The sequence below is a fragment of the Anaerococcus sp. HMSC065G05 genome (genome assembly GCF_001812365.1).
GTDB classification, from domain to species: domain Bacteria; phylum Bacillota; class Clostridia; order Tissierellales; family Peptoniphilaceae; genus Anaerococcus; species Anaerococcus vaginalis.
This window is the reverse complement of the sequence record NZ_KV808723.1, coordinates 1-26,438: the sequence shown is the minus strand read 5'-3', so window position 1 is coordinate 26,438 and position 26,438 is coordinate 1. Positions and strand designations below refer to the sequence as shown.

Genomic DNA, 26,438 nt, shown 5'->3' with positions numbered 1-26,438 from the left:
TTTTTTTGTTTCAACTCCAACTTTTTTCCCATCAATTAAAATTTCTCCATCATTAGGCTTGATAAGTCCCATAATACATTTTAAAAGAGTAGTTTTTCCTGAACCATTTGGACCCATAAGTCCCAAAATTTTCCCTCTTTCAAGTTTTAAATCAATACCATCAAGCACATTTTTTTTGCCATAAGTTTTTTTCAAATTTTTTATTTCTAATATATTATCCATTAGCATTCATCCTCAAAGATACAAAATCATAAACTCCCTCATTTGTAATTCCTATTGAATTCATATTTTTTAAAAATTCATTCAAATATCCATTTGCAAATTCCACAATTAGGGCATTTCTTTTGTTTTCATCAATTTTCATATAATAATAATCACTTTTCGCCTCAATCAAATCCTCATCCAAAAGTCTTTGGTAAGTTTTATCCACATAAGAAGGATTTACTCTAAATTTATTAATAAGAAATTCCTTATCATAAAACTTATCCCCATTTTTTAGAAAATTATTTATAATATTTTTGGCAACAAAGTTTCTAATTTCATTATTTACTGACCTATCTTCCATATTAGCTCCTTTTCTTTACTATATTAATCTATGATAGAAAATCAATTTCCAAATCAAAACAAAGACTTGCCTTCATAAAACAAGACAAAAATTTTTCCCCATAATCATTCAAATTTTTATAAATAAAAGGATAATTTTTAATAACAATTTTCTCATCAAGCATAGAAAGTTCATCAAAAAGCCCATCAAGATTATTTACTTCATATTCAAAATCAATTTTTTCATTTAAATAAGAAAAGGCCTCATCCCTTGACTTAAATTTATTTCCATCCAAACAAATCATCTAATTCTCCTTGGTAAAACTTTTGTAATGGTCTTTGGTGTAAAAAATATTAAAATCCTCATCATAAATAAGTCTTTCACCACCACGTCTTCCACCAAAATAATTTACATCACATTCCTTGTAATTTGCATCAGGTAAATTTTTTTCAAAATTACCAAAATAATCTCCACCAATTACTCCCTTATCAGTAACTTCCCACAAATTTCCTTTCTTAGGAATCCAACCAAGTTTTTTCGCCTCTTTTTTTGTCAAAAAATTTGGAGGAAGTTTTTTATATGCCTTAATATAATCAACTACATCATCTTTTTTATAATAAGCCTTATCTTCAAGAAGACTTGTACATTCAACTTCTTCATTAGAATTAATATTTTCATGCTTTACACATCCAGTAAAAGCAAAAATAAGAAAAAAACTTAAAATAAATTTATAAAAAAAGTTTTTAATTTTCATTTAATTACTCCTTTGCTATAATTATATCAGAAAGGATAAAAATATGAATGTATTAATATCAAGATGTCTTTTGGGAATAAATTGTCGCTATGACGGAAAAAATAACGAAATAAAAAATTTAAAAGAAAAATTTCCACAAATAAATTTCATAGACGTTTGCCCAGAAGTAGATTCAGGAATGAAAACACCAAGAAAGCCATGTGAAATAAAAAATTCTAAAGTGATAAATGTTGATGGAGTAGATTTTACAAAAAATTTTAAAAAAGGCGGACAAATCGCCCTAGAAATTTGTAAGAAAAATAATATAAAAATCGCCCTTTTAAAAGCAAAATCTCCATCTTGCGGAAAAGATTTTATTTATGATGGAAATTTTAATAAAAATTTAATAAAAGGCGACGGAATAACTTGCCAAATTTTAAAGAAAAATGATATAATTATTTTCAGCGAAAAGGAAATTGAAGAATTTTATTCTTACCTAAAAGCTAAAATTAGCTAATCTTAAAATTTTAAAAAATTTTCAAAAAAATATTTGACAAATATTTTTAAAGCTGGTATATTATATATTGTCGTTAGGACATCGGGGTGTGGCGCAGCTTGGTAGCGCGCGTGGTTTGGGACCATGAGGCCGAAGGTTCGAATCCTTTCACCCCGACCATTTTTTTGCAAGCTAAAGCTTGCTTTTTTAGTTGTAATACGTAAATTTTCCCTTTTAAAATTGCACCGAGCGGTGCTTTTTTTATGCCTATTTTTTTAAAAAATTCTTTAGCAATAAGCAAAATAAAAATTTAACCCATAAAAGAGATCTCTCCTCTCTTTATAATCGGTAGAGATGGGTTATGGAACTCTTTATTTTATTGCTAATTTTTTTATTTTATCTTTTTTGGCTTATATAAATTTTAAAAATAAAATTTAAAAAACATTCTACTTTTTATTTATTAATTATTAATGAAAAAAATAACCCATCTCGACCTTGTGGAGAGATCTCATTTATTAAATCTATCTATGAGTTCTCTTTTGATTCTTAGATCGATATGGGTTATTTTTATATTCTATTATTTTAAATATCTTCTGTCAAATATGGCTTACCACTTGCTTTTGGTGCATTTGATTTTTTATTAAATAAAATTAAGAAAATCAAAATTGAAATGTATGGAATCATTGAAATAAATTCCATTGGAAGGCTTATTGTTGTTCCTGTTAAATAGGTTGCTATAGCTTGGGTTAGTCCAAAAAATAATGAACCTATCAAAACTCCTTGTGGCCTCCAATTTCCAAATATTACACAAACGAGTGCAATGTATCCTTGACCTGCAATTAAGGTTGGAGAAAATACACTTACTACTGCAAGTGACATAGAAGCTCCTCCAAGTCCTCCCATAAATCCTGAAAACATTACTGCAAGATACCTAATTTTTCCTACAGAAATATCTAAAGTTTCAGCTGCTTTTGGATGTTCTCCAACTGCAATAAGCCTTAGTCCCCATTTTGTTTTATATAAAAATACATAAAGCAAAATTACAGATATTAAAGCAATATAAACTGTCGCATATTGAGAAAAAATATTTTTTAGCGCTTGATTTGTAATCAAACCGTCAAATAATCTAGGAATTTTATTTTCCAAAGCAATTGATGGGGTTTGAGTTGCGCCATCAAAAAATAATCTTGCTAGAAACAAAGCCAAACCTGGTGCTAATGTATTTATAGCAATACCAGAAATTGTTTGATCTCCTGCAAATGTAACTGAAACAAGTGCATGGATTAGTCCAAAAAACATTCCAGCAAGACCTCCTGCCAAAAATCCTAGCCATGGATTTCCTACATAATATCCTACTGTCGCTGCTACTAAAGCACCTATTGTCATCATTCCTTCAAGTCCAATATTTACTACTCCAGATTTTTCTGAAATCATTCCACCAAGGCCAGTCAATAATACTGGTGTAGCATTTGAAAGTGTATTTCCAATTATTAATCCTAAAACTGTCAAATTAAGCATTATTTCCCGCCTTTCTATTTTTCTTTTTGTTTACTTTTGCTTTTATAATTCTAAATATTAAAGGAATAGCAGTAAATAAAATTATTGTTCCTATAATTATAGAAATTAATTCACTAGGAACTCCCATCGTTCTTTGTAAATTACTTCCTGCATATTTTAATGATCCCAAAAATAAGCCTGAGAAAATACATCCTATTGGATTGTTAGATGCCAAAAGTGAAACTGCAAGTCCATCAAATCCAAAATTTTCCATAGCTGATAATAAAGGAAGTGAATAAGTGTAACCCATTACTTGAGTTACGCCTGCAAGCGAACACAAGCATCCAGAAATTGCCATTGATTGGATTATCTTTTTATTTGCATCAATTCCACCGTACTCACTTGCTTCTCTGTTTAATCCTACGGCTTTTAATTTATAACCAAGACTTGTTTTTTCAAGAATAAACCAAATAATAATTACGCTAACAATAGCAAGAATTATTCCTAAATGAATTGGTGCTCTAAAAAATTTTCCAAAAAATCCATCAAATTTTTGGCTAGCATTTGTAACTAGAGTAACTTTTGCTGAATCATTTATATCAAATGTTCCCATAGAATTTGGTTTTTGATAGCGATAAACTATAAAATTTTGAAAATAAAAGGCTACCCAGTTAAGCATTATGGTAGAAATTACTTCGTGAATTCCAAATTTTGATTTTATAAATCCAGCAAGACCTCCATAAATAAATCCTGCCAAAAGTGCAACAATTATTGTAACAATAACATGGATTACTGGTGGAAGTTTTAGTAAGTAGCCCATCAAAAATCCTACAGTTGAACCAATTATAAATTGTCCTTCTGCTCCCATATTAAATAGTCCTGTTTGAAAAGCAAAACATACACCAAGACCTGTAAGAATAATTGGAGTTGAATTTACAAGAGCCCAGCCGATATTTCTTGGGGATTTAAAAATTCCTTCTATTAATTTTCCATAAGCTTCTATTGGATTATAACCTGTAAGAGAAAGAACTATAGCTCCTACCAAAAGTCCCAAGATTATTGATACAAGAGTAAATAATAATTTTGAATTTGAAAAAGAATTTTTTCTTTTTGTTTTTGCTTTCTTATTCATGATCTCCTCCTGCCATTAATCTTCCTACTTCGTATTCATCAGTTTCTTTTGGATCAAGCTCTCCTACAATTTGTCCATCATAAATTACGCAAATTCTATCAGATAAATCCATTACTTCATCTAATTGAAAACTTATTAATAAAACTGCCTTACCTTGATTTCTAAGCTCTACCAAATATTGGTGGATAAATTCTATTGCTCCAACGTCAAGTCCTCTTGTTGGTTGAGCAGCTATTAATAAATCCGGATCATTTGTAATCTCTCTTGCGATAATTACTTTTTGTTGGTTTCCGCCTGAAAGACTTCCTGCTTTTTCGTTTATATCATTTGGTCTTATATCAAATTTATCAATCAAATTGTTTGCGTTTTCTTCTATTTTTTTGAAATCCAAAATTCCATTTTTTGTAAAGTCTTTATCTATATTCTCCAAAATCAAATTATCTTTAATTGGATATTCTAAAACCAGACCTCTTTTTTGTCGATCTTCTGGAATTTGGTTCATGCCAAGGTCAATTATATTTCTAGGAGCTTTATTAGTAATATCTTCTCCTTTTAAAATAACTTTTCCTTTTTGAGCTTTTCTCATTCCAGAAATTGCATCTATTAATTCTGTTTGACCGTTTCCATCAACTCCTGCAATTCCTAGAATTTCTCCTTTTCTTATCGAAAGATTTAAGCCTTTTACCTTGTCAACTTTTCTGTTGTCCTTAACCCAAAGATCTTCTATCTTAAATATTTCTTCGCCAAGGTCAATTTTTTCTTTTTTTACATTAAAGCTTACATCACGGCCTACCATTTTTTCAGCAAGATCAGCCTCACTTACATCTTTAACATTAACTTTGTCGATGTATTCTCCCCTTCTAATTATGGTACAAGTATCTGCCATAGCTTTAATTTCTTTTAATTTGTGGGTAATTATTATAACTGATTTTCCAAGTTCAGTTAATTTTTCAACTATTTCTATAAATTCATTTATTTCTTGAGGAGTTAAAACTGCTGTTGGCTCATCAAAAATCAAAATATCTGCTCCATGATATAAAGCTTTTAAAATTTCAACCCTTTGTTGTTGTCCAACCGATATATCCGCAACTTTGCTGTCCGGATCTATAATAAGTCCATATTCTTGGCTTAATTTAACAACTTCTTTTTTTGCCTTATCTCTATCAATGAAAGAATTTTTTCCTTCGTAACCTAATATTATATTTTCTGTTACTGTAAATGGTTCTATCAGCATAAAATGTTGGTGAACCATTCCTATGCCCATGCTAATTGCTTTTTTTGGTGAATTATTTATAATTTCTTCGCCTTTTATGTAAATGTTTCCTTCAGTTTGAGGAAACATTCCATATAAAATATTCATAAGAGTAGTTTTACCAGCTCCATTTTCTCCAAGCAGAGCGTGTACTTCACATTTGTGAAGGTCAAAATCTACGCCTTTTAAAACTTTCTTGTCGCCAAAGCTTTTATGAATATTTTTTAATGAAACAACTGGGCTTTCATTTAAATACTTATCCATAATACCTCACTATTAATTTAGAATTTTCTAAATATTTTTGTAAAAAAAAGAGTAGTTTTTCTTCCTACTCTTTTAATTACTTATTTTTTCTTAGTAGATTTTTACTTATTTGTCGTAACCCATTGATTTAAATTCTTCTTCGTTTTGTGGAACTTTAATTTTTCCATCAACGATTTGATTTCTTAAATCTTCAACCTTGTCTTTAACTTTTTGGTCTACTAGGTCATTATCTCCATAAGCTATATCCAAAGCTTCTCCATCTTTAAGTGAGAATGCTCTTGTTTCTCCACCTTTGAATTTTCCATCTTTGTAATCATCAAGTGTTAATTGAACAGCTTTACCTACACCTTTTACTGTTGAAGCTAAAATATTATCTGGAGCTTCTTCTTTTTGGTCACGGTCAACGCCGATTACGTATTTATTATTTTCTTTTGCTGCTTCAAATACTCCAATTCCTGTACCACCAGCTGCATGGAAGATTACATCTGCACCTTTTTGATACATTTGGTTAGCAATATTTTTTCCTTTTGCTTGGTCAGCATAAGAATTTGCGTATTGAACTTGAACTTCTATGTCTTTTCCTTTTTCTTTTGCCGCTTGTTTTACACCAGCTCTAAATCCATATTCAAATCTATCGATTACTGCTGATTCCATTCCACCTACAAATCCAACATTGTTAGATTCTGTTTTCATTCCTGCAATATATCCAACTAAAAATGAGTTTTCATTATCTGCAAATGTTATTCCTAAAAGATTTTCAATTTTATCAGGATTTGCGTTGTCGATTATTGCGTAATTTTGATCTGGATTGTCTTTTGCAGCCTTGCTTGTTGCATCATAAAGAGCATATCCTACTGTAAAAATCAAATCTGATTCACTATCAAGTGCTGATTCAAGGTTTGGTTGATAATCAGAATCTTTGTGTGATTCAATATAATCAAATTTAATTTTTCCATCTTTTTCGTAAGCTTTTAATCCTTCATAAGCAGATTGGTTAAATGATTTATCATTTATTCCACCTTGGTCAGTTACCATTGTAGCTGATACTTTTGCTCCATTTGCATTAGAAGCTGTAGAAGCCATTGAACCGTTATCAGAATCTTTTTTTGATCCACAAGCTGTAATGCTTAGTGAAAGTGCTAGAGTTAGAGCTCCAGCCATAATTTTTTTAATTTTCATCTCTCCCCCTTAAATTAAGAAATTGTTTTTTTTGTGTAATACTATTTTATATGAAATTTATCTTTCTGTCTAGCTATTTTACAATAATAAAATTATTTTTCATTTTAATATATAAGTTTTTAATAAATCAAACAAATTCATCAAGGCATTTTCGTGACATCTTTCATAGCCATGAGATGCTGAAATTCCACAGCCTACAAGGGCGTGCCTATAATCATAAAATGAGCTCATAGCAGCAGATGCATCTGAGCCATAAAATGGATAAATATCAATTGCAAAATCAATTCCAATTTTTTTGGCTGTATTTATCAAATCATTTGTTAAATCAAAATTGTAAGGACCTGATGAATCTTTTGCACAAATTGAAACTTTTCTATCATTTGTTTTTAAATCATCGAAAACAACTCCCATATCTACCGCAATCATATCTTTTATTCCAGATGGATGGCCCGAACTTGCTCCATGTCCTACTTCTTCATAAGTTGTAAACATCATATAAATATTTCTATCAAATTTTATATTTTCTTCTTTAATTTCTTTTGCAAGGGCAAGCAAAACTCCGCTTGATGCTTTGTCATCAAGGTGGCGTGATTTTACAAAGCCATTTGAATATCTAAATCTTGAATCAAGAGCAATAAAATCTCCAGGATTTATTCCAAGTTTTTTTACATCCTCATCGCTTTCAACAAGCTCATCAATAACAACTTCCATTTCATCAAAATTTCTTTTTGAAATTTTTGGTGTATCTGATCCATGAACTGAAGGCTCATTCAATCTAAAAACTCCTTCAAATTCTTTTCCATCTCTTGTAAAAATTTTTACATTTTCAAATTCTGCATAATTTAATGGAAAGCCACCAAGAGTTGTAACTTGAATTCCTCCATTTTCTTTTATACTTCTTACCATAAGACCAAGCGTGTCGATATGAGCTGATAATAAAAGTCCATCATCTTTATTTTTTTTATCTACATAAATTGGAACGATTACATTTCCCTTATTATTTTGGTAAGGCTTGTATCCTAAATTTTTAAATTCTTCCATCAAATATTTTTCGCATTTTTTTGTAAAACCAGTTGGTGATGGCCTTGTGCATAATTCTTTTATATAAGTTATTATTGTATTTTTGTCCATTTTTACTCCTTTATTTTTTTATAATTTAATTATAAATTAAAAATTTTTCCTTGTAAATTTAAAAATAAAATAAATATTTGTATTATAAAAATATATGTGCTATAATATGGGTGTAAACATTTTCACAGCTGAATATAAAAAGAGACTTTGCAACAAATTTATCCCATTATTTTTGTTGCTTTTTTTATATTTAGTAATAAAACAGGAGGTTATTATGAGAGACATAATACTAGGTGAATTTTTTGGAACAATGTTACTTATTTTATTGGGAGATGGAGTTGTTGCAAACGTTCTATTGAATAAGAGTGGACAAAAAGGTGCAGGTCCTGTTCAAATTACATTTGCTTGGGGTCTTGCAGTTATGATTCCAGCTTGTATTTTTGGTGCATTAACAGGTGCTCATTTTAATCCAGCCCTATCAATTGCTCTTGCATTTAATGGTGGAATTGAATGGAATACAGTTCCTTCTTATATAATTGGACAAATGCTTGGAGCATTCTGCGGAGCTATTTTAGTTTATATTTTATTTAAAGATCATTATGACGCAACAAGCGATGATCCATTAACAGTTAGAGCAACTTTCTGCACAGCTCCAACTATACCAAATACTTTTAGAAACCTATTATCAGAAATTATTGGAACTTTTGTTTTAGTATTTGCTATTTTAGGATTTGGTAATGTTGCTGGCGCTGGAATGGGTGGCGTTGACAAATTATATGTATTTGGTCTTATCGTTTCAATCGGTATGAGTTTAGGTGGACTAACAGGTTATGCAATTAATCCTGCAAGAGATTTGGGACCAAGAATTGCTTATGCAGTATTACCTTTCAAAAACAAAGTTGATCCAAACTGGGGATATTCATGGATTCCTGTTGTTGGACCAATAATTGGTGGTATATTAGCAGTTCCAGTTTTTAATTTTATATTTTAATTATTTATAAATTTTAAGAAAAGAGAAGAATAAAATGTATGATGTAATAGTAATCGGTGCTGGTGTAACTGGTGCATCAATTGCAAGAAGACTTTCTAGGTATAAATTAAATATTTTAATTTTAGAAAAAGAGCTTGATGTGTCCATGGGAGCTAGCAAGGCAAATTCTGCCATAGTTCATGGTGGCTATGCTGAAAGCCATGATGAGCTAAGAGGAAGAATTTGCTACAAGGGAAGAGTGGAATTTAATAAGTTAAACCAAGAGCTAAACTTCGGATTTTTGGAAAACGGATCTTTGGTTTTAGCTTTTGATGAAGATGATGAAAAAGAACTTAATAAACTCTACAAAATGGGTCTTGAAAATAATCTTGATGATATTGAAATAATTAATCAAGAAAAGCTTAGACAAATAGAACCTAATGTATCCGATGATGCAATATCCGCTCTTTATTGCAAAGGAGCTGGCGTTTGTTCTCCATACGAATACGTTATTGCCCTTGTAGAAAATGCCATAGAAAATGGCGCTGAATTAAAACTTCAAAGTGAAGTTGTTGATATCAAAAAAGAAGAAGATATTTTTAAAGTAAAAACTTCTGATGACAATACTTATGAAGGAAAATTTGTAATTAATGCTTCTGGATTAAACGGAGCAAAAATTTCAAGCATGATTACAGAAACAAACTTTACAATCCATCCAAGAAGTGGCGAATATTTACTTATGCAAAAAGGAACTGGCGAGAAAATAAAACAAGTTTTATTCCAAACGCCATCTCCAAAATCAAAAGGAATTCTTGTAACAAGAACCTACCACAACAATCTTCTTTTAGGCCCTGATGCCATTGATGAAGAAGAAATCGATCTTGGAACACACATTGAAAGGCTTGCAGAAATTTACAAGCTTGGATTAAAATCTGTAAAAGATGATGTAATTGATTTAAAAAAATTTATCCGCTCCTTTGCAGGACTTAGACCTGCTTCATCAACGGGAGATTTTATAATAGAAAATACCAAAACTTCTGGTTTTATAAATGTTGTAGGAATCCAATCACCAGGCATAACTTCTTCTCCAGAAGTTGCCAAAATTGTTGAAAATATTTTAAAAGATTTAAATTTAAAATTGGAAAATGATCCTTCCTACAATCCTTATAGAAAACCTATTATAGAATACAAAGAGCTTGAAGATTTTAATAAGGTAAAAGATAAAATTGATTTGCCACTTGGAAATCCCGAAAGGCTTGTATGCAGATGTGAACAAGTTAGCGAAAAAACAATAAGAGATGCAATGAACAGGGGCATACCTTGTTTAACATTCGACGCAATAAAAAGACGTACAAGAAGTGGAATGGGATTTTGCCAAGGAAATTTCTGTAGGCAAAGAGTTCTAGAAGTTATGGAAGACGAAACAGGAGAAAAAATTTTAAACAGAAAATTCGACAGCGAACATTCCGGAATTTCTAGAATAAATAAAAAAGATATTAATGATTTCATAAAAGAATTAGAAGAAAAAAATTTAGAAGAATAATAAAAAAACCACAGGCTCCATGCCTGTGGTTTTTTTAATTGCTTCTTAATGTTTCTATTGCTGATAATTTTGTTGCTCTTATTGCTGGTAGGTAGCCTGCTAGAATTCCTATAAATGATGAAAAAATCACTGCCATAACTCCTAGCCAAATTGGGATATTAAATTCCAAAGCTGTATCCATGGCTTGGGCGAATCCTGCTAGCAAAAATTTATTTGCTATAAATCCTAACAAATAAGAAATAAGTAAGCCTACAAGCCCTCCAAAAAATCCTATAAATCCTGATTCTAATAAAAACATAGTCTTTATATCTGAAACGCTTGCGCCAATTACTTTCATAAGACCAATTTCTTTTTGCCTTTCGTATATGCTCATAAGCATTGTATTTATTATTCCTATCGCTGCTACAATAAAGGCGATTGAACCTATTCCTGCAAGTATGAGCATTATTGTTTTTGTGGATTTATTTATCTCTTCTATCATATCTATTGATGATGATGTTTGATATCCCATCGACTTTACTTCATCTTCTACTGCTTTTACATTTTCATATTCATCACATACAAGGGTAATATTTTTGTACAAATAATTTGATTTTTTCCCTCCATCTTCGCTCATATCATCAAGGCTTGGGCTTTGCAATTTTTTATCTTCTTTTTGCAAAGTCTTATAAGTTTTTTCATTTATATACATTCTACTTTTTTCTAAAAAACTTGATTCATTCATTATCCCCTTAACTTTTATTTCAAGATCTGCGAAAGTCGGCTTAGAATTTCCTTCTTCGTCTGTGGGATTATTTTCCATATCTTCATAGCCTAATCTTAACACAAATTTTTCTTTTAAAATATTTAAGCCTTCAACGTCTTCTTGTTCAAAGGATTCACCTTGTTTTTTCATCTTATATAAGTGATAGTCTGAACCCAAAATCATAGACAAATCATCTGATGGATTTAAATTTGATCCTGAATCAAGCATGTCAGATTTTATTTGAGCAAAGACCTTATCAGGTATAAGGCTTATTCCATTATTTGCTTCAAGTTTTGTATCTTTATTCTTTTTCAAAAAAATTTCTGTATATAAATCCTTGTGTGGAATTACATATTTTACATGTTTTAGTTTTTTAAACTTGCCTATGCTACTTTGATTTATAGAAGTTTGTGCTTTGTCAGAACTTATTTCTATATTTTCCAATCCTCCAAAAGATTCAACCATATCTCTTTGTTGTTTTGCCATCGCCAAACTCAAGGAAATCATCATTATTATTGACACTGTTCCAATCAAAACTGAAAGTATGGTAAGAATTGTTCTAGATTTTCTTCTCAAAAGATTTCTAAAGGCAATATCTATCCTATCTTTAATTTTCATCTAAATCTAATTCCTTATTTTTTTTCTTTTTACTCCTTTTTCTTATAAAATAAATCAATAAAACTATTAGAAAAATAGAGCCAATTCCTATAACAGGTGCCATATTAAAATCTTGTTCTACTTGTTCGGTAGATTCTATTGGGTTGCCATTTTCATCCACATTTTCATTTTGGGACATTTGAACTTGTTTTTTAAAAGTTTTTTCTTCCTTGTGAACCTCTCCCTTGGAATCTTCATAAGTTAAAATTATTTTTCCCTTTATAGGCCCTTCTTTTTTAGGATTCATATTAAAAGAAAAAGATTCGCTCGCTCCTTGTGCAAAATTTCCAATAAAATGACTATTTTCATCTACATCAAAGCCTTCTCCTTCGACTTTGCACATAAAATTTGTCAAATTATCCTTGCCAGTATTGTAAATATTCATCGAAACATTTGTATCTTCTCCAACAAATAGTTCATCTATATTAATATCACTTGTACTTATTGCTGCAGTTGCTACAACAGGTATTCCTATACTTTCTGTGGTTTGATATTGATTACCAAGATAATCTTCATATTCAAAATTAACGCTCATTTGATAATTGCCAGCTTTTGTATTAGGCAAAACATTCATTTTTATAGTTTCTGTTGAATAATTCCAAGGATAAATTGCAGACCTATAAAAAGTATTTGACCTTTCAACTGGTGTAAAAACAGATCCCTCATTCCCATAAGCAGTTTCCGAACCTGCTTGATTATTTCCAGAAACTTGCTCAGTTGAAGATGCTTGGTCAAGAGAAACTTTCAAATTAAATATAGCATTTTGTGCATTCGTATTATACAAAGTTAAAATTATATCAAAATCTTTTCCAGCTTCAACCATTTTTGGTTGGATTTTATATGAAGAAATAATTAATTTTGGTTTATTTCTTATTTGAGCTTGCTCATTGGCAGAATCATCTTGTTTATTAAAATTTGTAGTGTTTTCAACTTGATTATTTTCCATTTTTTAATACCTCATCTATACTTAATTTTTCATGTATTTTTTCTATAAGTCCATCTCTCATAAAAAGGGTTCTATCAGCAAATTCTGTCATTTCCTCATCATGCGTTACCATAATAAGGGTTTGATTATTTTTTCTAACAATTGATTTTATCAATTCCATAATTTCAAAAGAAGTTTTTGTATCAAGATTTCCCGTAGGCTCATCAGCAAAAATAATATTTGGATTTCCCACAAAAGCACGAGCAATGGAAACTCTTTGTTGTTGTCCGCCAGAAAGCTCGTTTGGTTTATTGTAAATTCTTTTAGAAAGCCCCATGTCTTTTAAAATTTGGTAGGCTTTCTCTTCTCTTTCTTTTTTGCCCTCGCCTTTAAAAATTAAAGGCAAAGCTACATTTTCTATAGCCGTAAGATAAGGCATAAGATTATATGATTGAAAAACAAAACCAATATTTAAGTTTCTAAATCTAGTTATATCTTCCTCACTCAAAGAATTTAAAGAAATATTTTTGTATAAAACATCTCCAAAAGAAGGTCTTTCAAGACCTGCAAGAATATTTAACAAAGTCGATTTGCCAGATCCAGAAGTCCCAAGCAAAGCAATAAATTCGCCCTTATCAATTGTTAAATCAATTCCATCTAAAGCTTTTATAATATTTGAACCAAGCTTATAATATTTTTTTACATTTTTTATTTGAATAAAAGTCATACAAGATCCTTTTAATTGATTAATCTAAAATAATAAATTGTTTTTCCTATTATATAATTTTTTTTTAATATTAATCAACTATTTTTCTAAATTTTTTTTAATTTTTTTTACCAAATAAAGCTTAAAACATTAAAAAATCACAAAAAAAATCTATGAGTAAAAACCCATAGACTTTTTATAAATTCTTAAATTTCTATTTAAAGAATTGATTTAAAAATTTTACTTATTTTATAAAATTTTCCCTACTTACTATATTTTTTTCTAGAATCCTGTTGCTGATTTAAAGAAGAAATATCCAAGTGGTGTGTAGTACATTCCTTTGATATTTGGTTTCATCATGTATGGATTTACATAGAAATAAATTGGAGCTACTACTGAATCATCTTTTATTAATATGTCTTCAGCCTTGTGCATATTTTCCATTCTTTCTTTTTGGTCTGATGTTGCTTTAGCTGCTTTTACATATTTATCAAATTCTTCATTTTTATATTGAGCGTCGTTATTTCCACCGCCTGTTAACCACATATCGATAAAGCTCATTGGATCGTTGTAGTCAGCAATCCATCCGTGTCTTGCTATATTGTAGTTTCCTTCTTTTCTTTCTTTCAAGAATACATTCCAATCTTGGTTTTGAAGATTAACTTGAACGCCTAGATTTTCTTGCCACATATTTTGTAAAGCTTCTGCTATAGCCTTGTGGTTATCGTCTGTATTGTATAGATAATCAATTTGTGGGAAGCCCTTGCCGTCTTTAAATCCAGCTTCTTCCATAAGTTTTTTGGCTTCTTTAATATTTTTTTCATATTCGTCAGATTTTATTGAATAATAATCTCCACCAACTGTTCTAAAGTCATCGCCTTTAGCTCCATCTGCATCATAAACTCCTGCTGGTACAAAACCGCTAGCAGCTTTTTCTCCTCTTCCTGTAACTTGATCAACTATAAAGTTTCTATCAATTGCAAGTGAGAATGCTTTTCTTACTTTTGGATCGTCAAATGGTTTCTTTTCTGTATTGAAACATACAAAATATGTTCCTACGTATGGAAGAGTCTTTAATTCTTTTGTATCTAGAAGTTTTTTAATTTCTTCTTGTGGTGCTGAGTTTACAAAATCCAAATCTCCTGATCTATAAGCAGCATAGATTGCGTTTTGATCATCTTGTAAATGGAAAGATAATTTTTCAGCCTTAACTGATTTTGCATCATAATATTCTGGGTTTTTAACCATTGTTAAAGTTTGATTGTGATCCCATTTTTCTAATTTAAATGGTCCATTTGATACTAATGTATCAGGAGAGTTTGTCCAAGTTTCACTTTTTTCTACAATATCCTTTCTAACTGGCATAACTGCAGGAAATGCACAAATTTCTTCAAAGTATGGACATTTTACATTTAAATTTACTACAAAAGTTTTATCATCTGGAGCAGAGATATCAAGTTTTTTATCTTCATATCCTTTTACCATATCAAGCATATATTCATAGTCTGCTCCTGTTTTTGGATCTACAAGTCTGTTCCAAGCATAAACAAAGTCATTTGCTGTTACTGGTTTTCCATCTGACCATTTTGCATCTCTTAATTTAAAGGTCCATTTTAGTCCATCTTCTGAAACATCCCATTTTTCAGCAATACCTGGTTTTAAAACAGCATTTCCTTTTCCATCATCATCCCATCTTAATAGAGATTCAAACATGTGAGAGATCATTATTGATCCATCTGATGCTGTGTTTAATTGTGGATCTATTGTTTCTGGTTCTGATGCAATATTTATATCCAATACTCCATCTTTTTTGCCTTCTTCTTCGTTTGTTGCAACATTAGAATTGCTACTATCATTGCTTTTAGAATTGTTTCCTCCACATCCTGTAAACAGCATTGATAAACTCAACAAGCCTACTAATAATTTAGCCTTCATTTTCATTTTTATTACCTCCTAAATTGTGACAACTTACATAGTGTCCTTCTTCTACTTCTCTAAACTCCGGCTCTTCCTTTTTACAAATTTCTGTCGCATACGGACATCTTTCATGAAACCTACAACCTTTTGGCGGATTAATCGCCGATGGAACTTCTCCTTCTAGCTTTATTCTTTTTAACGATCTAGTAAGTTTGGGATCTGGAACTGGTATAGCTGTGAGTAGGGATTGGGTGTAAGGATGTAATGGGTTTTCATAAAGTCTTTCGGCATCAACAAGTTCAACCATTTTCCCCAAATACATTACTCCAATCCTATCTGAAATATGTTTTACAACTGACAGGTCGTGAGCTATAAATAAATATGTAAGACCCATTTCTTTTTGCATATCTTCTAGCATATTTACAATTTGTGCTTGGATTGATACATCCAAAGCTGAAATCGGCTCATCGCAAACAATAAATTCTGGCTCAACTGCAAGTGCTCTTGCAATTCCTATCCTTTGTTGTTGTCCTCCTGAAAATTCGTGAGGATACCTATTTGAGTGTTCTTCGTTTAATCCTACTGTTCTTAAAAGTTCATTTATTCTTTCTTGTCTATTTTTTTTGTATAGGCCGTGAATGTCTAAAGCCTCTCCAACAATTTCTTGAACTGTCATTCTTGGATCAAGGGATGCTGATGGATCTTGAAAAATTATTTGCATTTTCCTTCTTAATTTATACATTTCTGGGCGAATATTTTTTTCGCTATCAAAAATCGCCTCTCCATCATAAATTATTTTTCCACTTGTAGGTTCGTGTAATCTTAAAATTGTTCTTCCAAGTGTTGTTTTTCCACAACCAGATTCTCCTACAATCCCAAGTGTTTCTCCTTTTCTTATAAAAAAGGATACATTATCTACTGCATGAACTTTGCTTACTTTATTAAAGGAAGATTGAACTTCAAAATGTTTTACTATATTTTCACATATTAATAATTTATTATCTTCCATTTATTGACTCCTTTATGTGTAGGAAACATTTTGATCTGTGTCCATTTCCCATTTCAAGCATTGGCGGTTCTTTTTTTAGACAAATATTCATGCAATGTTCGCATCTTGTCGAAAATCCACATCCTTCTGGTGGGTTTAGCATATCCACAGGAGTTCCTTTTATACTTTCAAGCCTTACTTGTTCTTTTGAATCAATTCTTGGCATTGATTTTAAAAGTCCTTTGGTGTAAGGATGTTTAGGATTGTAAAATATTTCTTCTACACTTCCTTGTTCTACAATTCTTCCTGCATACATTACACTAACTGTATCGCAAATTTGTGCAACTACTGCAAGGTTGTGAGTGATAAAAATTACACTCATTTTTGATTTATTTTGAAATTCTTTTATTAATTCAAGAATTTGAGCTTGAATTGTTACGTCAAGAGCTGTTGTCGGCTCATCTGCTATCAAAATATCTGGTTCGCAAATAAGTCCCATTCCAATCATTACCCTTTGTCTCATTCCTCCTGATAATTCGTGAGGATATTGTTTCATACGTCTTTTTGGATTGGAAATTCCAACGCTATCAAGCATATCAACAGCCTTTTGGTAGGCTTCATCTTTTGAGCATTTTTTGTGTACCAACAAAGCTTCCATAAGTTGGTTTCCAATTGTATAAACTGGATTTAGGCAAGTCATTGGATTTTGAAAAATCATGGAGCATTTTGCTCCCCTAAATTCACTCATTTTATTTTTGTCATAATCAAGAACATTTTCTCCTTTAAAAAGAATTTTTCCTGATTTTACCTTGCCTGGCTCTTGTAAAAGACCCATTATGCCATAACTTTCTACAGATTTTCCAGAGCCAGATTCTCCAACTATTCCCATAATTTCATTTTCGTGTAGGGTATAATTTATTGAATCAACTGCCTTAACTTCTCCAACAGGTGTGTAAAATGATATGCTTAAATCTTCAATTTTTAAAACTTCTTTTTTATTTTCTTTTATATTTTCCATAAGCCACCTATTTTTTCAACCTTGGATCTAAGGCATCTCTTAGTCCGTCTGCAAATAAATTCAATGATAAAATCATCAAACTTAATAGTAAAGAAGGAATTATTAATCTATAAGCGTAGGAATAAATTCCTCCAAGAGCATCTGCTGCCAAAGCACCAAGGGATGTCATAGGTGCTGAAACTCCAATTCCCAAAAATGATAAAAATGATTCTAGAAATATTGCTGATGGTATTTGCATGGCAGTCATAACTATTACTTGTCCTATACAATTTGGAAATAAGTGCCTTCTAATTATTCTTTTTTTAGAACCACCCAAAGCTTCAACTGCTGTAACAAATTCTTGTTTTTTTAGCATTAAAACTTGTCCTCTTATAATTCTTGCCATTCCTACCCAATAAAGTAGACCAAAGGCAATAAATATTGAAATAAGAGCAGGTCCTAGAACACCAATTTTTTTTGCAAATTCTGATGTTGATGAATTCACAAAAGATTTCATAGGTTGTGATATACCAATTGATAATAAAATTACTACAAGTACATCTGGAATTGAGTAAATCAAATCCAAAATTCTCATCATTATAGCATCTACCCTTCCACCAAAATATCCAGAAATTGCTCCATAAATTGTTCCTATTATCAAAACAATAAATGATGCAAAAATTCCAACTATTAGTGAAACTCTAGTTCCATACATTGTACGAACCATCAAATCTCTTCCTAATTTATCAGTTCCAAAAGGATACCTAAGACAAGGAAATAAATTTTCATCGCCTCTGTATTGAGTTGTGTAATCTCCTTTTGCCAAAAATGGTCCGATAAAAGCAAAGATACAAACAATTATCAAAAATCCAATAGAAACCATAGCTACTTTATTTTCTTTTAGCCTTCGTAAGGCATCTTGAAGATAGGAAGTTGGAGGAGTTTTGGTCATGAAATTTTCTTTTGAGCTTTCAGATGCAAGCTCAAAATCATCAGATGAAAATTCATATTCCTCTAATTTTAATTTTGAATTTAAACTAAATAAATCTTCCATACTAATCTCCTTTAGTCAAGTCTATTCTAGGATCTATAAATCTGTATAAAATATCAACAACCATATTCATAACAATTACCATAAAGGCAAAAAAAAGTGTTGTCGCCATTATTATTGGATAATCTCTATTTAAAACTGAGTTAATAAAATATCTACCAAGTCCTTGAACAGAAAAAACTGATTCAACTACCATAGATCCCGTAATAATTCCAGCAGTAAGTGGTCCAAGATAAGTTAAAACTGGAATAAAAGCATTCTTTAGGGCGTGCTTAAATAAAATTTTTCCTTCAGAAACTCCCTTTGCTCTTGCTGTTCTAATATAATCTTGACCAATTGCATCAAGCATTGATGATCTTGACAACCTTGCTATGTAGCACATAGGATAAAATCCTAAAGAAAAACATGGCATAAAATAAGAGCCAACAGTGTTAAGTCCCATTGTTGGAAAAATTTTTAATTTTACACCAAAAAATAAAAGTAGGAGAGTTGCTACTACAAAGCCAGGAGCGGAAATTCCTATGGTTGTCAAAACCCTCAAAAATGAATCCAACTTTTCGCCTCTGTGATAAGCTGCGAGAGCACCTAAAGGAACTCCCACCAAAGTCGCCCACAAAAGTGCGATAAGTCCAAGTTTTACACTTGTTGGAAGCATTTCTTTTATAATATCGATAACTGGTCTGTTTTTTTGCATTTTTAAAGATACGCCAAATTCTCCGTGAAGAGCATTTACAATAAATCTTTTTAGTTGCACAGAATAAGGTTGGTCTAATCCATATTTTTTATTTAAAGCCTCTAGCACCTCAGGCGATTGAGATTTTTCACTTGCAAAAGGTGAACCAGGCACGAGCTTCATGAGAAAAAAAGTAATACAAGTTACCAAAAGCAAAACTGCTATCGCTTGTAAAATTCTCTTTATTATGTACTTAATCATATTTCCTCCTTGTTTTATCTAATTATATACTTTATCAAGATAAATTGCAAGCGCAGTAAATTATTAATGTGATAACGTTATAAATTAAGCTTTATCAATACTTTTCGCCGATTTCAAAAAACAAAAATTTAAAATATTTTTCCAAAAAAATTAATTTATTTTAAATTTTTCCTCATAAAAACTAAGCTTATAAAAATATTTTAATATTTATTTATTCCACACTTATTTTCTTCAAATTTTTCGATAAAAACCGCTTATATAAATTTAGTGACCGCTTGTCTAAATATTGTAGTCAAGGTAAAAATTTTTATGTATTATATAAACACAAGGAGGATTTAATGAAAGTCGAATTAATAATTGATGAAAGTTTAGATGAAAGTCTTGTAAAAATTTATGCTCCTTCATATAACGAAGATATTGAAAATATAAAAAGAAGTCTTGAAACTACCAATATTGATAAACTTGTTGTTTTTAAAGATGATGAAATTTATCTTTTGGAATATGAAGAAATTATTAGGTGCATAACTAAGGATAAAAATGTATTTATTGAAAGCAAAAACGGTGAGTATAAATCTAGAATCAGACTTTATGAACTTTATGAAAGGCTAAACAAAAATAAATTTATAAAAATATCAAGATATGAAATTATAAATCTTGATTATGTAAAAAAACTAGACCTTTCTTTTAAAGGAACAATAGCAGTGGAATTTAAAAACGGAAGCATTTCCTATGTTTCCAGGAGATATTTGAAAGAATTTAAAAAAGCCTTAGGATTTTAGGAGGAAATTATGAAATATTTAAAAAATTTATTAGCATCATTTTTGATAGGAGTTGGAATTGGAAGTATCATAGAAATATTTATTTCCCTTGCTATAGGAGAAATCACTTTGGGAGTTCCAGAATTTTTAAATGGACAAGACTCTCTTTTAAAAGCAAGAATTATTGAGATAATCTTATATGGTGGTTTTGGAATAGTATCTTCTATTGGAGATAAAATAATAAAAGAAGATAATTTGTTAAAGGCAAGTCTTATTCATTTTTCAATTCTAGCCATATATTTTGTAATAGTAGGATTATACCTAAAATGGCTACCTGATATAAAAACAGCGCTTATTTCTTTAATATTTTTTGTAATAATATATTTAATAATTTGGGCATTAATATATTTTTCAACAAAATCTGAAATTGAAAAATTAAATAAAAAATTTAAGTAAAAGAAAAGTGATGAGCTAAAATTTTTTTATGCTCATCACTTTTTCTTAGTTAATGCTATTTAATTTGCTTTTACTTTCTGTTTGCTGTAGCTATTAATGAAATTCCAGTATCTGCTATATTTTCTATAACTATATCTCCAACATGAACTGGAGCTGTTATACTTGCCTTATTTATTTCTTCCATTACTTCGTTCATTTTGTTTTTTGGAATTGCATCGGCAGTTTTTACTGAAACCGAATATTCTTTTCCACCATCAAGTTTTACAGTTGATGTAACAACTCTTACCGGATTTTTCACTTCGTTTCTAGCGTAAACTTCTCCTCTTTTACAGGTATTTCCTGTAACATCGGTTATATTTCCTTCTTCATCCATTGTTACTGTCACAAGGCAGCCTAGAGGACAATTTATACAAGTTAAATCCTTTTTCATATTTCCTCCAATTTTATTTCTATTTCTTTTGCATTTTCATCTATATCTTTTTTCTTCAAAATTAAATTTTCCATCTCTCCTGGAGCATAAACTAATTTTCTTTTCTTTGTTACTTCTTTTCCGTCAACAAACATTTTTAAAATTCTATTTTGATAAACATTGTTTACCCTAAACCTAATTATAGCTTCATCTTGCATGGTGTCTGGATTTATATATTGTGGTAGTGTATAAGAAATTCCATCTCCTGCCTTTAAATAAATTGGCTCTTTTTGTGATTTTTGGAAATTATCTTTAATATAATCTGCTGCATTTTTGGCTGCAAGTTCGCTTTCTTCTGTTACATAATCTACCAAATCGTGAACGTGAAGAACATTTCCTGCTGCAAATACTCCATCAACATTTGTCATTAGCCTATCTGAAACTACCGCTCCTTTTGTTTTTGGATCAATTTCAATTTTTGCTTGTTTTGTAAGTTCGTTTTCTGGCAAAAGTCCTACTGAAAGTAAAATTGTATCACAGTCAAAGTGTTTTTCTGTTCCAGGAATTACTTTCATATTTTCATCAACTTGTGAAAGAGTACAGCCTGTAACTCTTTCATCTCCTTCAATTGATGAGATTGTTGTATTAAAATAAAGTGGAATGTCAAAATCATCTAAACATTGAACAATATTTCTTTTTAATCCTCCAGAAAATGGCATTATTTCAGCAACACATTGAACGTCCGCTCCTTCTAGAGTCATTCTTCTTGCCATAATTAAACCAATATCACCAGAACCCAAAATAACTACTTTTTTTCCTGGCATATAGCCTTCAAGATTTATCATTCTTTGAGCTGTTCCTGCTGAAAATACTCCTGCTGGTCTACTTCCTGGAATATTTAACGCTCCTCTTGGCCTTTCCCTACAACCCATAGCAAGGATAAGAGCTTTTGGTTTTAAAGTAAACATTCCATTTTCTTCATTCATCAAAGTAATAGTTTTATCATTTGCAAAATCTATTACAATTGTATTTAATAAAACATCTATATCTCTTTTTTCAACTTCATCTATAAATCTTTGAGCATATTCTGGACCTGTAAGTTCCTCATTAAATCTGTGTAAACCAAAACCATTGTGGATACATTGATTTAAAATTCCTCCAAGCATTTCATCTCTTTCAACTATAAGTATATTTTCAATTCCTTCATCATAGGCACGAGCTGCAGCTCCAAGTCCTGCAGGACCCCCACCTATTATTACTAAATCATAATTTTTCATCTTAAATGCTCCTTACTTTACATGTCCTTTTATGTAGTAAGAATCTTTTCCATTTTTTACTACATCGTCATAGTCTTCGCCCAATTCTCTTGCAAGTATTTCCATAACTCTTGGCAAACAGAATCCTCCTTGGCATCTTCCTGCTGTAGCTCTTACTCTTCTTTTAATTCCATCAACAGTTGTAGCACCAAGAGGACGATTGATTGCATCTACAATTTCGCCTTCTGTTATAGATTCACACCTACAAATGATTTTGCCATATCTCTTGTCTTTTTTAATTAATGCGTCGTGTTCTTCAAGACTTAATTCGCTAGTTTTTGGAGTTGGTTTTCTATCATAAGTAAAATCTTTATTTTCTTCAAGATTTAGTTTTTCGCTTACAAGATTTGCCATATATTCCCCAATAGCTGGAGCTGATGTAAGACCAGGGGACTCAATTCCTACACAGTCAAAAAATCCATCAAGACTTTCTTTTAAGATAAAATCTCCGCCTACTTCGTGAGCTCTGTTTCCAGAAAATGAAGTTATAACCATTCTTACAGGAACATTTTTTACAGTGTGATTTGATTTTTCTATAACTTCTTCAATGTGTTCTCTTGTTGAACGTCTATCATGTTTATCATCAATAAAATCTGATGTTGGACCTACAAGAGTGTTGTTATCGATTGTTGGAGATACCAAAATTCCCTTACCTTTTTCAGTAGGAAGATTAAACATAACGTGATTTACAAATCCTTTTGTATCCTTATCCAAAAGTAAATATTCTCCACGTCTTGCTTTTATTTCAAATTTCTCATCTGAAACTTGATTATGAATTTCATCCGAATATACTCCAGCAGCATTTATAACTGCCTTGGTTTGATATGTATTATTTTCAGTAGAAACTTCCCAATATCCGTCTTTCTTTTCAGTTTTTATAACTTTTTCGTAAAATTTATAGGAAACTCCATTAATATTAGAAACTTCTGCAAAGGCAATATTCATCAAAAATGGATCAACAATTCCTGCCTCTTTTGCATACAAAGCAGCCACAACATCATCCGTTATATTTGGTTCCATTTTTAAAACTTCTTCTCTGTTTAAAATTTCCATGCCAGAAACGCCGTTTTCAATTCCTTGATCGTAGAGAGCTTGTAATTTTGGCATATCTTCTTCGCTATGACAAAGAACAAAAGTTCCAATTTTTTTGTAAGGGAAAGATAATTTTTTAGCTTCATCTTCCATCATGTGATTTCCTCTTACATTCATTTTTGCTTTCATTGTGCCTGGATGTGCATCATAACCACCATGGCAAATTGCAGAATTTGCTTTTGAAGTTTCTGTGCATACATCTTCATTTTTTTCTAAAACTAGAAATTTTCCTTTTTTCTTTGATAGTTGGTAGGCAATAGAAGTACCCGTTACTCCTGCTCCTATAATTATTGCATCAAACATATTTCTTCCTTTCAAATAAATTTAAATGAAAAAAAGCAAGTTAAAGTAGGGTCTACTTTAACTCGCTTTCTCATCGTCTTATTTTATTGTTAATTTTATTATATTACATTATATAATCTTTGTAAAATTATTCTTCGTAGTGATTTGCCCATCCAAAGGCTCTTTGCATAGCTCTTTGCCAGTTTCTATCTTTTTTATCTCTTTCTTCAATAGAAATTTCTGGTGTAAATTCTCTATCAACAAGTCTGTTTTCTTTAATTTCTTCAAGATCTTGATAGAATCCTACAGCAAGTCCTGCTAAGTAGCAAGCGCCTAGAGCTGTTGTTTCAAGAGTTTCTGGTCTTTCAACTTTTGTTTGAATCATATCAGCTTGGAATTGCATTAAGAAATTATTTGCACTTGCTCCTCCATCAACTTTTAATTCTTTAAGTGGTGCACCAGAATCTTTTGCCATTGCTGTTAATACATCGTTTGTTAAATATGCAAGGGACTCAAGAGTTGCTCTTACAATATGGTATTTGCTAGTTCCTCTTGTAATTCCTACGATTGCTCCTCTTGCATAAGCATCCCAATATGGAGCACCAAGTCCTGTGAAAGCTGGAACTACATAACAACCATTTGTATCATCAACTTTTGTAGCCATATATTCAGTATCATCAGCTGCATCAACAATTCTTAATTGATCTCTTAACCATTGAATTGCAGAACCTGCAACAAAGATTGATCCTTCAAGAGCATAATTTACTTTTCCTTCTTCAAGTCCCCAAGCAATTGTTGTTACAAGTCCGTTATCAGATTTAACTGCTTCTTCGCCTGTGTTCATAAGTAAGAAGGCACCTGTTCCATAAGTATTTTTTGCATCCCCTTTGTTAAAACATGTTTGTCCAAACAAAGCTGCTTGTTGGTCACCTGCGATTCCTGCTATAGGAATTTCGCCATCAAAATATCCAGCAAAAGTATTTCCATAAACATAGCTTGATGGTTTAACTTCTGGAAGCATACATTTTGGAATATTTAAAATTTCTAGAAGTTCATCATCCCATTCAAGAGTATGAATATTAAAGATCATAGTTCTTGAAGCATTTGTATAATCTGTTACGTGAACTTTTCCACGAGTTAAATTATAAATTAACCATGTATCAACAGTACCAAATAAAAGCTCCCCGTTTTCTGCTCTTTCTTGTCCATTTTCGATATGGTCTAAAATCCACCTAATTTTTGTTGCTGAAAAATATGGATCAACTACAAGTCCGGTTTTATTTTGAATTGTTTCTCTGTAACCATCTTCTACTAATTTGTCAGCCATATCAGCTGTTCTTCTACATTGCCAAACGATTGCATTATAAACTGGCTTTCCTGTTGCTTTTTCCCAAACTATTGTTGTTTCTCTTTGGTTTGTAATTCCTATAGCTTCAATATCTTTTGATTCAATACCTAATTTTGCAATTGCTTCAGTACAAACTCCAAGTTGAGTAGACCAAATTTCTGTAGCATCATGTTCAACCCAACCAGGGTGTGGGAAAAATTGAGTAAATTCTTTTTGAGCAACAGACATTATTTCGCCTTTTTTGTTAAAAATAATTGCTCTATTACTTGTAGTTCCAGCATCCAACGCCATAATATACTTTGTCATACAAACTCCTTTTACATTTTCCAAACATTATAATTTGATGATGATACGGCAACCGCCTTTGAATTAAGGGCATCAAAAACATCTTTTTTATCTCTAATAAGGCCTCCAGCAATTATAGGAATTGATGTTCTTTTGTCTATATCATCTAGTATTTTTGGCATAATACCAGGAAGTATTTCAACAAGATCACAATTTGCTTTTTTTAAAGTTTCTTTTACATTTTTATAGGACAAGGAATCAAGTACAAAAAATCTTAGTATGGATAAAAGTCCTATTCTTCTTGCATAAGCCGCATTTTGACTTCTTGTTGTAATAATTCCATCGGCATTTGTGTATTTTTTTATAAATGATGAAGATAGAGATGATGAAGAAAGTCCCTCAATAAGGTCTTCATGAACAAAAACAATCTTGTCATGGTCTTTTAATTTTTCAACAATATTGGTTATATTTTCAATATTTCCATAAAGAACAAAAACTATTTTATTATTCTTGTAATCATCTTTAATACATTCTTTCAAATCCGTATTATCTTTTATTGCCATAATACAAGGATTATCAAAAAGCAAATCTACTATATCAATCATTTTTCCTCCAAATACACAAAGCGAGCCCTATAAAAAATAAGTGCTCGCTTCTCCAAATATATTTATTACAACCTCATTGTAGCACATAAAATTTATAAATGCAAACAATTTCATCTAATATTTTTTATTTTTTTAAATTTTTCTCTTATCATTGTAAATTCAAAGATTTTTTTATTTTTTAATTGTTATTTTTTAAAATAAAATTTTGAAATCATTTTAAATTTAAAATTTTCAAATAAAAAAGATGGAAATAATCCATCTCAGAGCGTCGACAAACCCACCAATA

27 protein-coding genes and 1 tRNA gene are annotated in these 26,438 nt (G+C 30.8%); 6 read left to right on the top strand and 22 right to left on the bottom strand.

All coding sequences use genetic code 11. From position 1 onward, the window contains the following. The 4 genes from HMPREF2852_RS07450 to HMPREF2852_RS07435 form a co-directional block, all read right to left on the bottom strand. Positions 1-222: ATP-binding cassette domain-containing protein (locus HMPREF2852_RS07450; RefSeq protein WP_148130563.1), on the bottom strand; the 222-nt coding region annotated here is incomplete at its 3' end. Further along, a complete protein-coding gene (locus HMPREF2852_RS07445; RefSeq protein WP_004838035.1) occupies positions 215-565 on the bottom strand; it encodes a hypothetical protein in 351 nt (116 codons plus the stop codon). The genes HMPREF2852_RS07445 and HMPREF2852_RS07450, both read right to left, overlap by 8 nt. A gap of 28 nt (positions 566-593) precedes the next feature. Further along, a complete protein-coding gene (locus HMPREF2852_RS07440; protein WP_070607264.1) occupies positions 594-848 on the bottom strand; it encodes a barstar family protein in 255 nt (84 codons plus the stop codon). Further along, entirely contained in the window at positions 849-1,298 is a 450-nt protein-coding gene (locus HMPREF2852_RS07435; RefSeq protein WP_070607260.1) for a ribonuclease domain-containing protein, read from the bottom strand. Positions 1,299-1,341: 43 nt separating this feature from the next. On the opposite strand from HMPREF2852_RS07435, the gene HMPREF2852_RS07430 reads away from it, so the two are divergent. Together HMPREF2852_RS07430 and HMPREF2852_RS07425 are read left to right on the top strand one after the other, a co-directional pair. Then, positions 1,342-1,794, top strand: coding sequence for a 2-thiouracil desulfurase family protein (locus HMPREF2852_RS07430; protein ID WP_070607257.1), 453 nt, complete (start codon positions 1,342-1,344; stop codon positions 1,792-1,794). An 82-nt stretch (positions 1,795-1,876) separates the two neighbouring features. Beyond that, a tRNA-Pro gene (locus HMPREF2852_RS07425) sits at positions 1,877-1,953 on the top strand. A gap of 402 nt (positions 1,954-2,355) precedes the next feature. On the opposite strand, the gene HMPREF2852_RS07420 is transcribed toward HMPREF2852_RS07425, so the two are convergent. From HMPREF2852_RS07420 to HMPREF2852_RS07400, 5 genes are all read right to left on the bottom strand, one after another. After that, positions 2,356-3,291: an ABC transporter permease gene (locus HMPREF2852_RS07420; protein ID WP_070607254.1), complete on the bottom strand. Its 936-nt coding sequence runs from the start codon at positions 3,289-3,291 to the stop codon at positions 2,356-2,358. Next, entirely contained in the window at positions 3,284-4,402 is a 1,119-nt protein-coding gene (locus tag HMPREF2852_RS07415; protein WP_070607251.1) for an ABC transporter permease, read from the bottom strand. The genes HMPREF2852_RS07420 and HMPREF2852_RS07415 overlap by 8 nt, the downstream gene beginning before the upstream one ends. Continuing rightward, positions 4,395-5,918, bottom strand: coding sequence for an ABC transporter ATP-binding protein (locus HMPREF2852_RS07410; RefSeq protein ID WP_070607247.1), 1,524 nt, complete (start codon positions 5,916-5,918; stop codon positions 4,395-4,397). Before HMPREF2852_RS07410 ends, HMPREF2852_RS07415 begins: the two co-directional genes overlap by 8 nt. A 105-nt stretch (positions 5,919-6,023) precedes the next feature. Next, complete coding sequence (locus HMPREF2852_RS07405) at positions 6,024-7,097, bottom strand: BMP family lipoprotein (RefSeq protein WP_070607243.1); 1,074 nt, start codon at positions 7,095-7,097, stop codon at positions 6,024-6,026. Positions 7,098-7,196: 99 nt separating this feature from the next. Further along, complete coding sequence (locus tag HMPREF2852_RS07400; RefSeq protein ID WP_070607240.1) at positions 7,197-8,228, bottom strand: M42 family metallopeptidase; 1,032 nt, start codon at positions 8,226-8,228, stop codon at positions 7,197-7,199. 214 nt (positions 8,229-8,442) lie between these two features. Here HMPREF2852_RS07400 and HMPREF2852_RS07395 point away from each other — a divergent pair, with 214 nt between their 5' ends. Then, positions 8,443-9,159, top strand: coding sequence for an MIP/aquaporin family protein (locus HMPREF2852_RS07395; protein ID WP_019118256.1), 717 nt, complete (start codon positions 8,443-8,445; stop codon positions 9,157-9,159). 34 nt (positions 9,160-9,193) lie between these two features. Further along, positions 9,194-10,681: an NAD(P)/FAD-dependent oxidoreductase gene (locus tag HMPREF2852_RS07390; RefSeq protein ID WP_070607237.1), complete on the top strand. Its 1,488-nt coding sequence runs from the start codon at positions 9,194-9,196 to the stop codon at positions 10,679-10,681. Between the two features lie 34 nt (positions 10,682-10,715). Here the strand turns inward: HMPREF2852_RS07390 and HMPREF2852_RS07385 are convergent, their stop codons facing one another. The 8 genes from HMPREF2852_RS07385 to HMPREF2852_RS07350 all read right to left on the bottom strand — a co-directional run bounded on the left by HMPREF2852_RS07385 (position 10,716) and on the right by HMPREF2852_RS07350 (position 19,601). Further along, positions 10,716-12,044 carry an ABC transporter permease gene (locus tag HMPREF2852_RS07385; RefSeq protein WP_070607234.1) on the bottom strand — a complete coding sequence of 443 codons (1,329 nt, stop codon included), beginning with the start codon at positions 12,042-12,044 and terminating at the stop codon, positions 10,716-10,718. Next, the gene (locus HMPREF2852_RS07380; protein ID WP_070607231.1) at positions 12,034-13,029 is read right to left on the bottom strand and encodes a COG1361 S-layer family protein; all 996 of its coding nucleotides are present in this window, start codon (positions 13,027-13,029) and stop codon (positions 12,034-12,036) included. Before HMPREF2852_RS07380 ends, HMPREF2852_RS07385 begins: the two co-directional genes overlap by 11 nt. After that, on the bottom strand, positions 13,019-13,735 hold the full coding sequence (locus HMPREF2852_RS07375; RefSeq protein WP_070607228.1) for an ABC transporter ATP-binding protein: 717 nt from the start codon (positions 13,733-13,735) through the stop codon (positions 13,019-13,021). The genes HMPREF2852_RS07380 and HMPREF2852_RS07375 overlap by 11 nt, the downstream gene beginning before the upstream one ends. A 261-nt stretch (positions 13,736-13,996) precedes the next feature. Next, positions 13,997-15,655 (bottom strand): peptide ABC transporter substrate-binding protein, encoded by a 1,659-nt coding sequence (locus HMPREF2852_RS07370; protein ID WP_019118261.1) that lies wholly within the window; start codon positions 15,653-15,655, stop codon positions 13,997-13,999. Further along, positions 15,639-16,640: an ABC transporter ATP-binding protein gene (locus tag HMPREF2852_RS07365; protein WP_070607225.1), complete on the bottom strand. Its 1,002-nt coding sequence runs from the start codon at positions 16,638-16,640 to the stop codon at positions 15,639-15,641. Before HMPREF2852_RS07365 ends, HMPREF2852_RS07370 begins: the two co-directional genes overlap by 17 nt. Then, a complete protein-coding gene (locus tag HMPREF2852_RS07360; RefSeq protein WP_070607223.1) occupies positions 16,630-17,637 on the bottom strand; it encodes an ABC transporter ATP-binding protein in 1,008 nt (335 codons plus the stop codon). The genes HMPREF2852_RS07365 and HMPREF2852_RS07360 overlap by 11 nt, the downstream gene beginning before the upstream one ends. Before the next feature lie 7 nt (positions 17,638-17,644). Then, positions 17,645-18,670 (bottom strand): ABC transporter permease, encoded by a 1,026-nt coding sequence (locus HMPREF2852_RS07355; protein WP_070607220.1) that lies wholly within the window; start codon positions 18,668-18,670, stop codon positions 17,645-17,647. Position 18,671: 1 nt separating this feature from the next. After that, on the bottom strand, positions 18,672-19,601 hold the full coding sequence (locus HMPREF2852_RS07350; protein ID WP_019118265.1) for an ABC transporter permease: 930 nt from the start codon (positions 19,599-19,601) through the stop codon (positions 18,672-18,674). A gap of 338 nt (positions 19,602-19,939) precedes the next feature. Here HMPREF2852_RS07350 and HMPREF2852_RS07345 point away from each other — a divergent pair, with 338 nt between their 5' ends. Together HMPREF2852_RS07345 and HMPREF2852_RS07340 are read left to right on the top strand one after the other, a co-directional pair. Continuing rightward, positions 19,940-20,380: a LytTR family DNA-binding domain-containing protein gene (locus tag HMPREF2852_RS07345; RefSeq protein ID WP_019118266.1), complete on the top strand. Its 441-nt coding sequence runs from the start codon at positions 19,940-19,942 to the stop codon at positions 20,378-20,380. A gap of 9 nt (positions 20,381-20,389) precedes the next feature. Further along, a complete protein-coding gene (locus HMPREF2852_RS07340) occupies positions 20,390-20,815 on the top strand; it encodes a DUF3021 domain-containing protein (RefSeq protein WP_004838014.1) in 426 nt (141 codons plus the stop codon). 70 nt (positions 20,816-20,885) lie between these two features. Here HMPREF2852_RS07340 and HMPREF2852_RS07335 read toward each other — a convergent pair whose 3' ends face one another. The 5 genes from HMPREF2852_RS07335 to HMPREF2852_RS07315 all read right to left on the bottom strand — a co-directional run bounded on the left by HMPREF2852_RS07335 (position 20,886) and on the right by HMPREF2852_RS07315 (position 26,152). Then, on the bottom strand, positions 20,886-21,245 hold the full coding sequence (locus HMPREF2852_RS07335) for a DUF1667 domain-containing protein (protein WP_070607217.1): 360 nt from the start codon (positions 21,243-21,245) through the stop codon (positions 20,886-20,888). Next, positions 21,242-22,501 carry an NAD(P)/FAD-dependent oxidoreductase gene (locus HMPREF2852_RS07330; RefSeq protein ID WP_070607213.1) on the bottom strand — a complete coding sequence of 420 codons (1,260 nt, stop codon included), beginning with the start codon at positions 22,499-22,501 and terminating at the stop codon, positions 21,242-21,244. The genes HMPREF2852_RS07335 and HMPREF2852_RS07330 overlap by 4 nt, the downstream gene beginning before the upstream one ends. Positions 22,502-22,513: 12 nt before the next feature. Further along, a complete protein-coding gene (locus HMPREF2852_RS07325; protein WP_070607210.1) occupies positions 22,514-23,935 on the bottom strand; it encodes an NAD(P)/FAD-dependent oxidoreductase in 1,422 nt (473 codons plus the stop codon). 127 nt (positions 23,936-24,062) lie between these two features. Next, a complete protein-coding gene (gene glpK, locus HMPREF2852_RS07320; RefSeq protein ID WP_070607208.1) occupies positions 24,063-25,568 on the bottom strand; it encodes a glycerol kinase GlpK in 1,506 nt (501 codons plus the stop codon). Positions 25,569-25,579: 11 nt separating this feature from the next. Next, positions 25,580-26,152 carry a glycerol-3-phosphate responsive antiterminator gene (locus HMPREF2852_RS07315; protein ID WP_070607205.1) on the bottom strand — a complete coding sequence of 191 codons (573 nt, stop codon included), beginning with the start codon at positions 26,150-26,152 and terminating at the stop codon, positions 25,580-25,582. Positions 26,153-26,438: the final 286 nt, after the last annotated feature.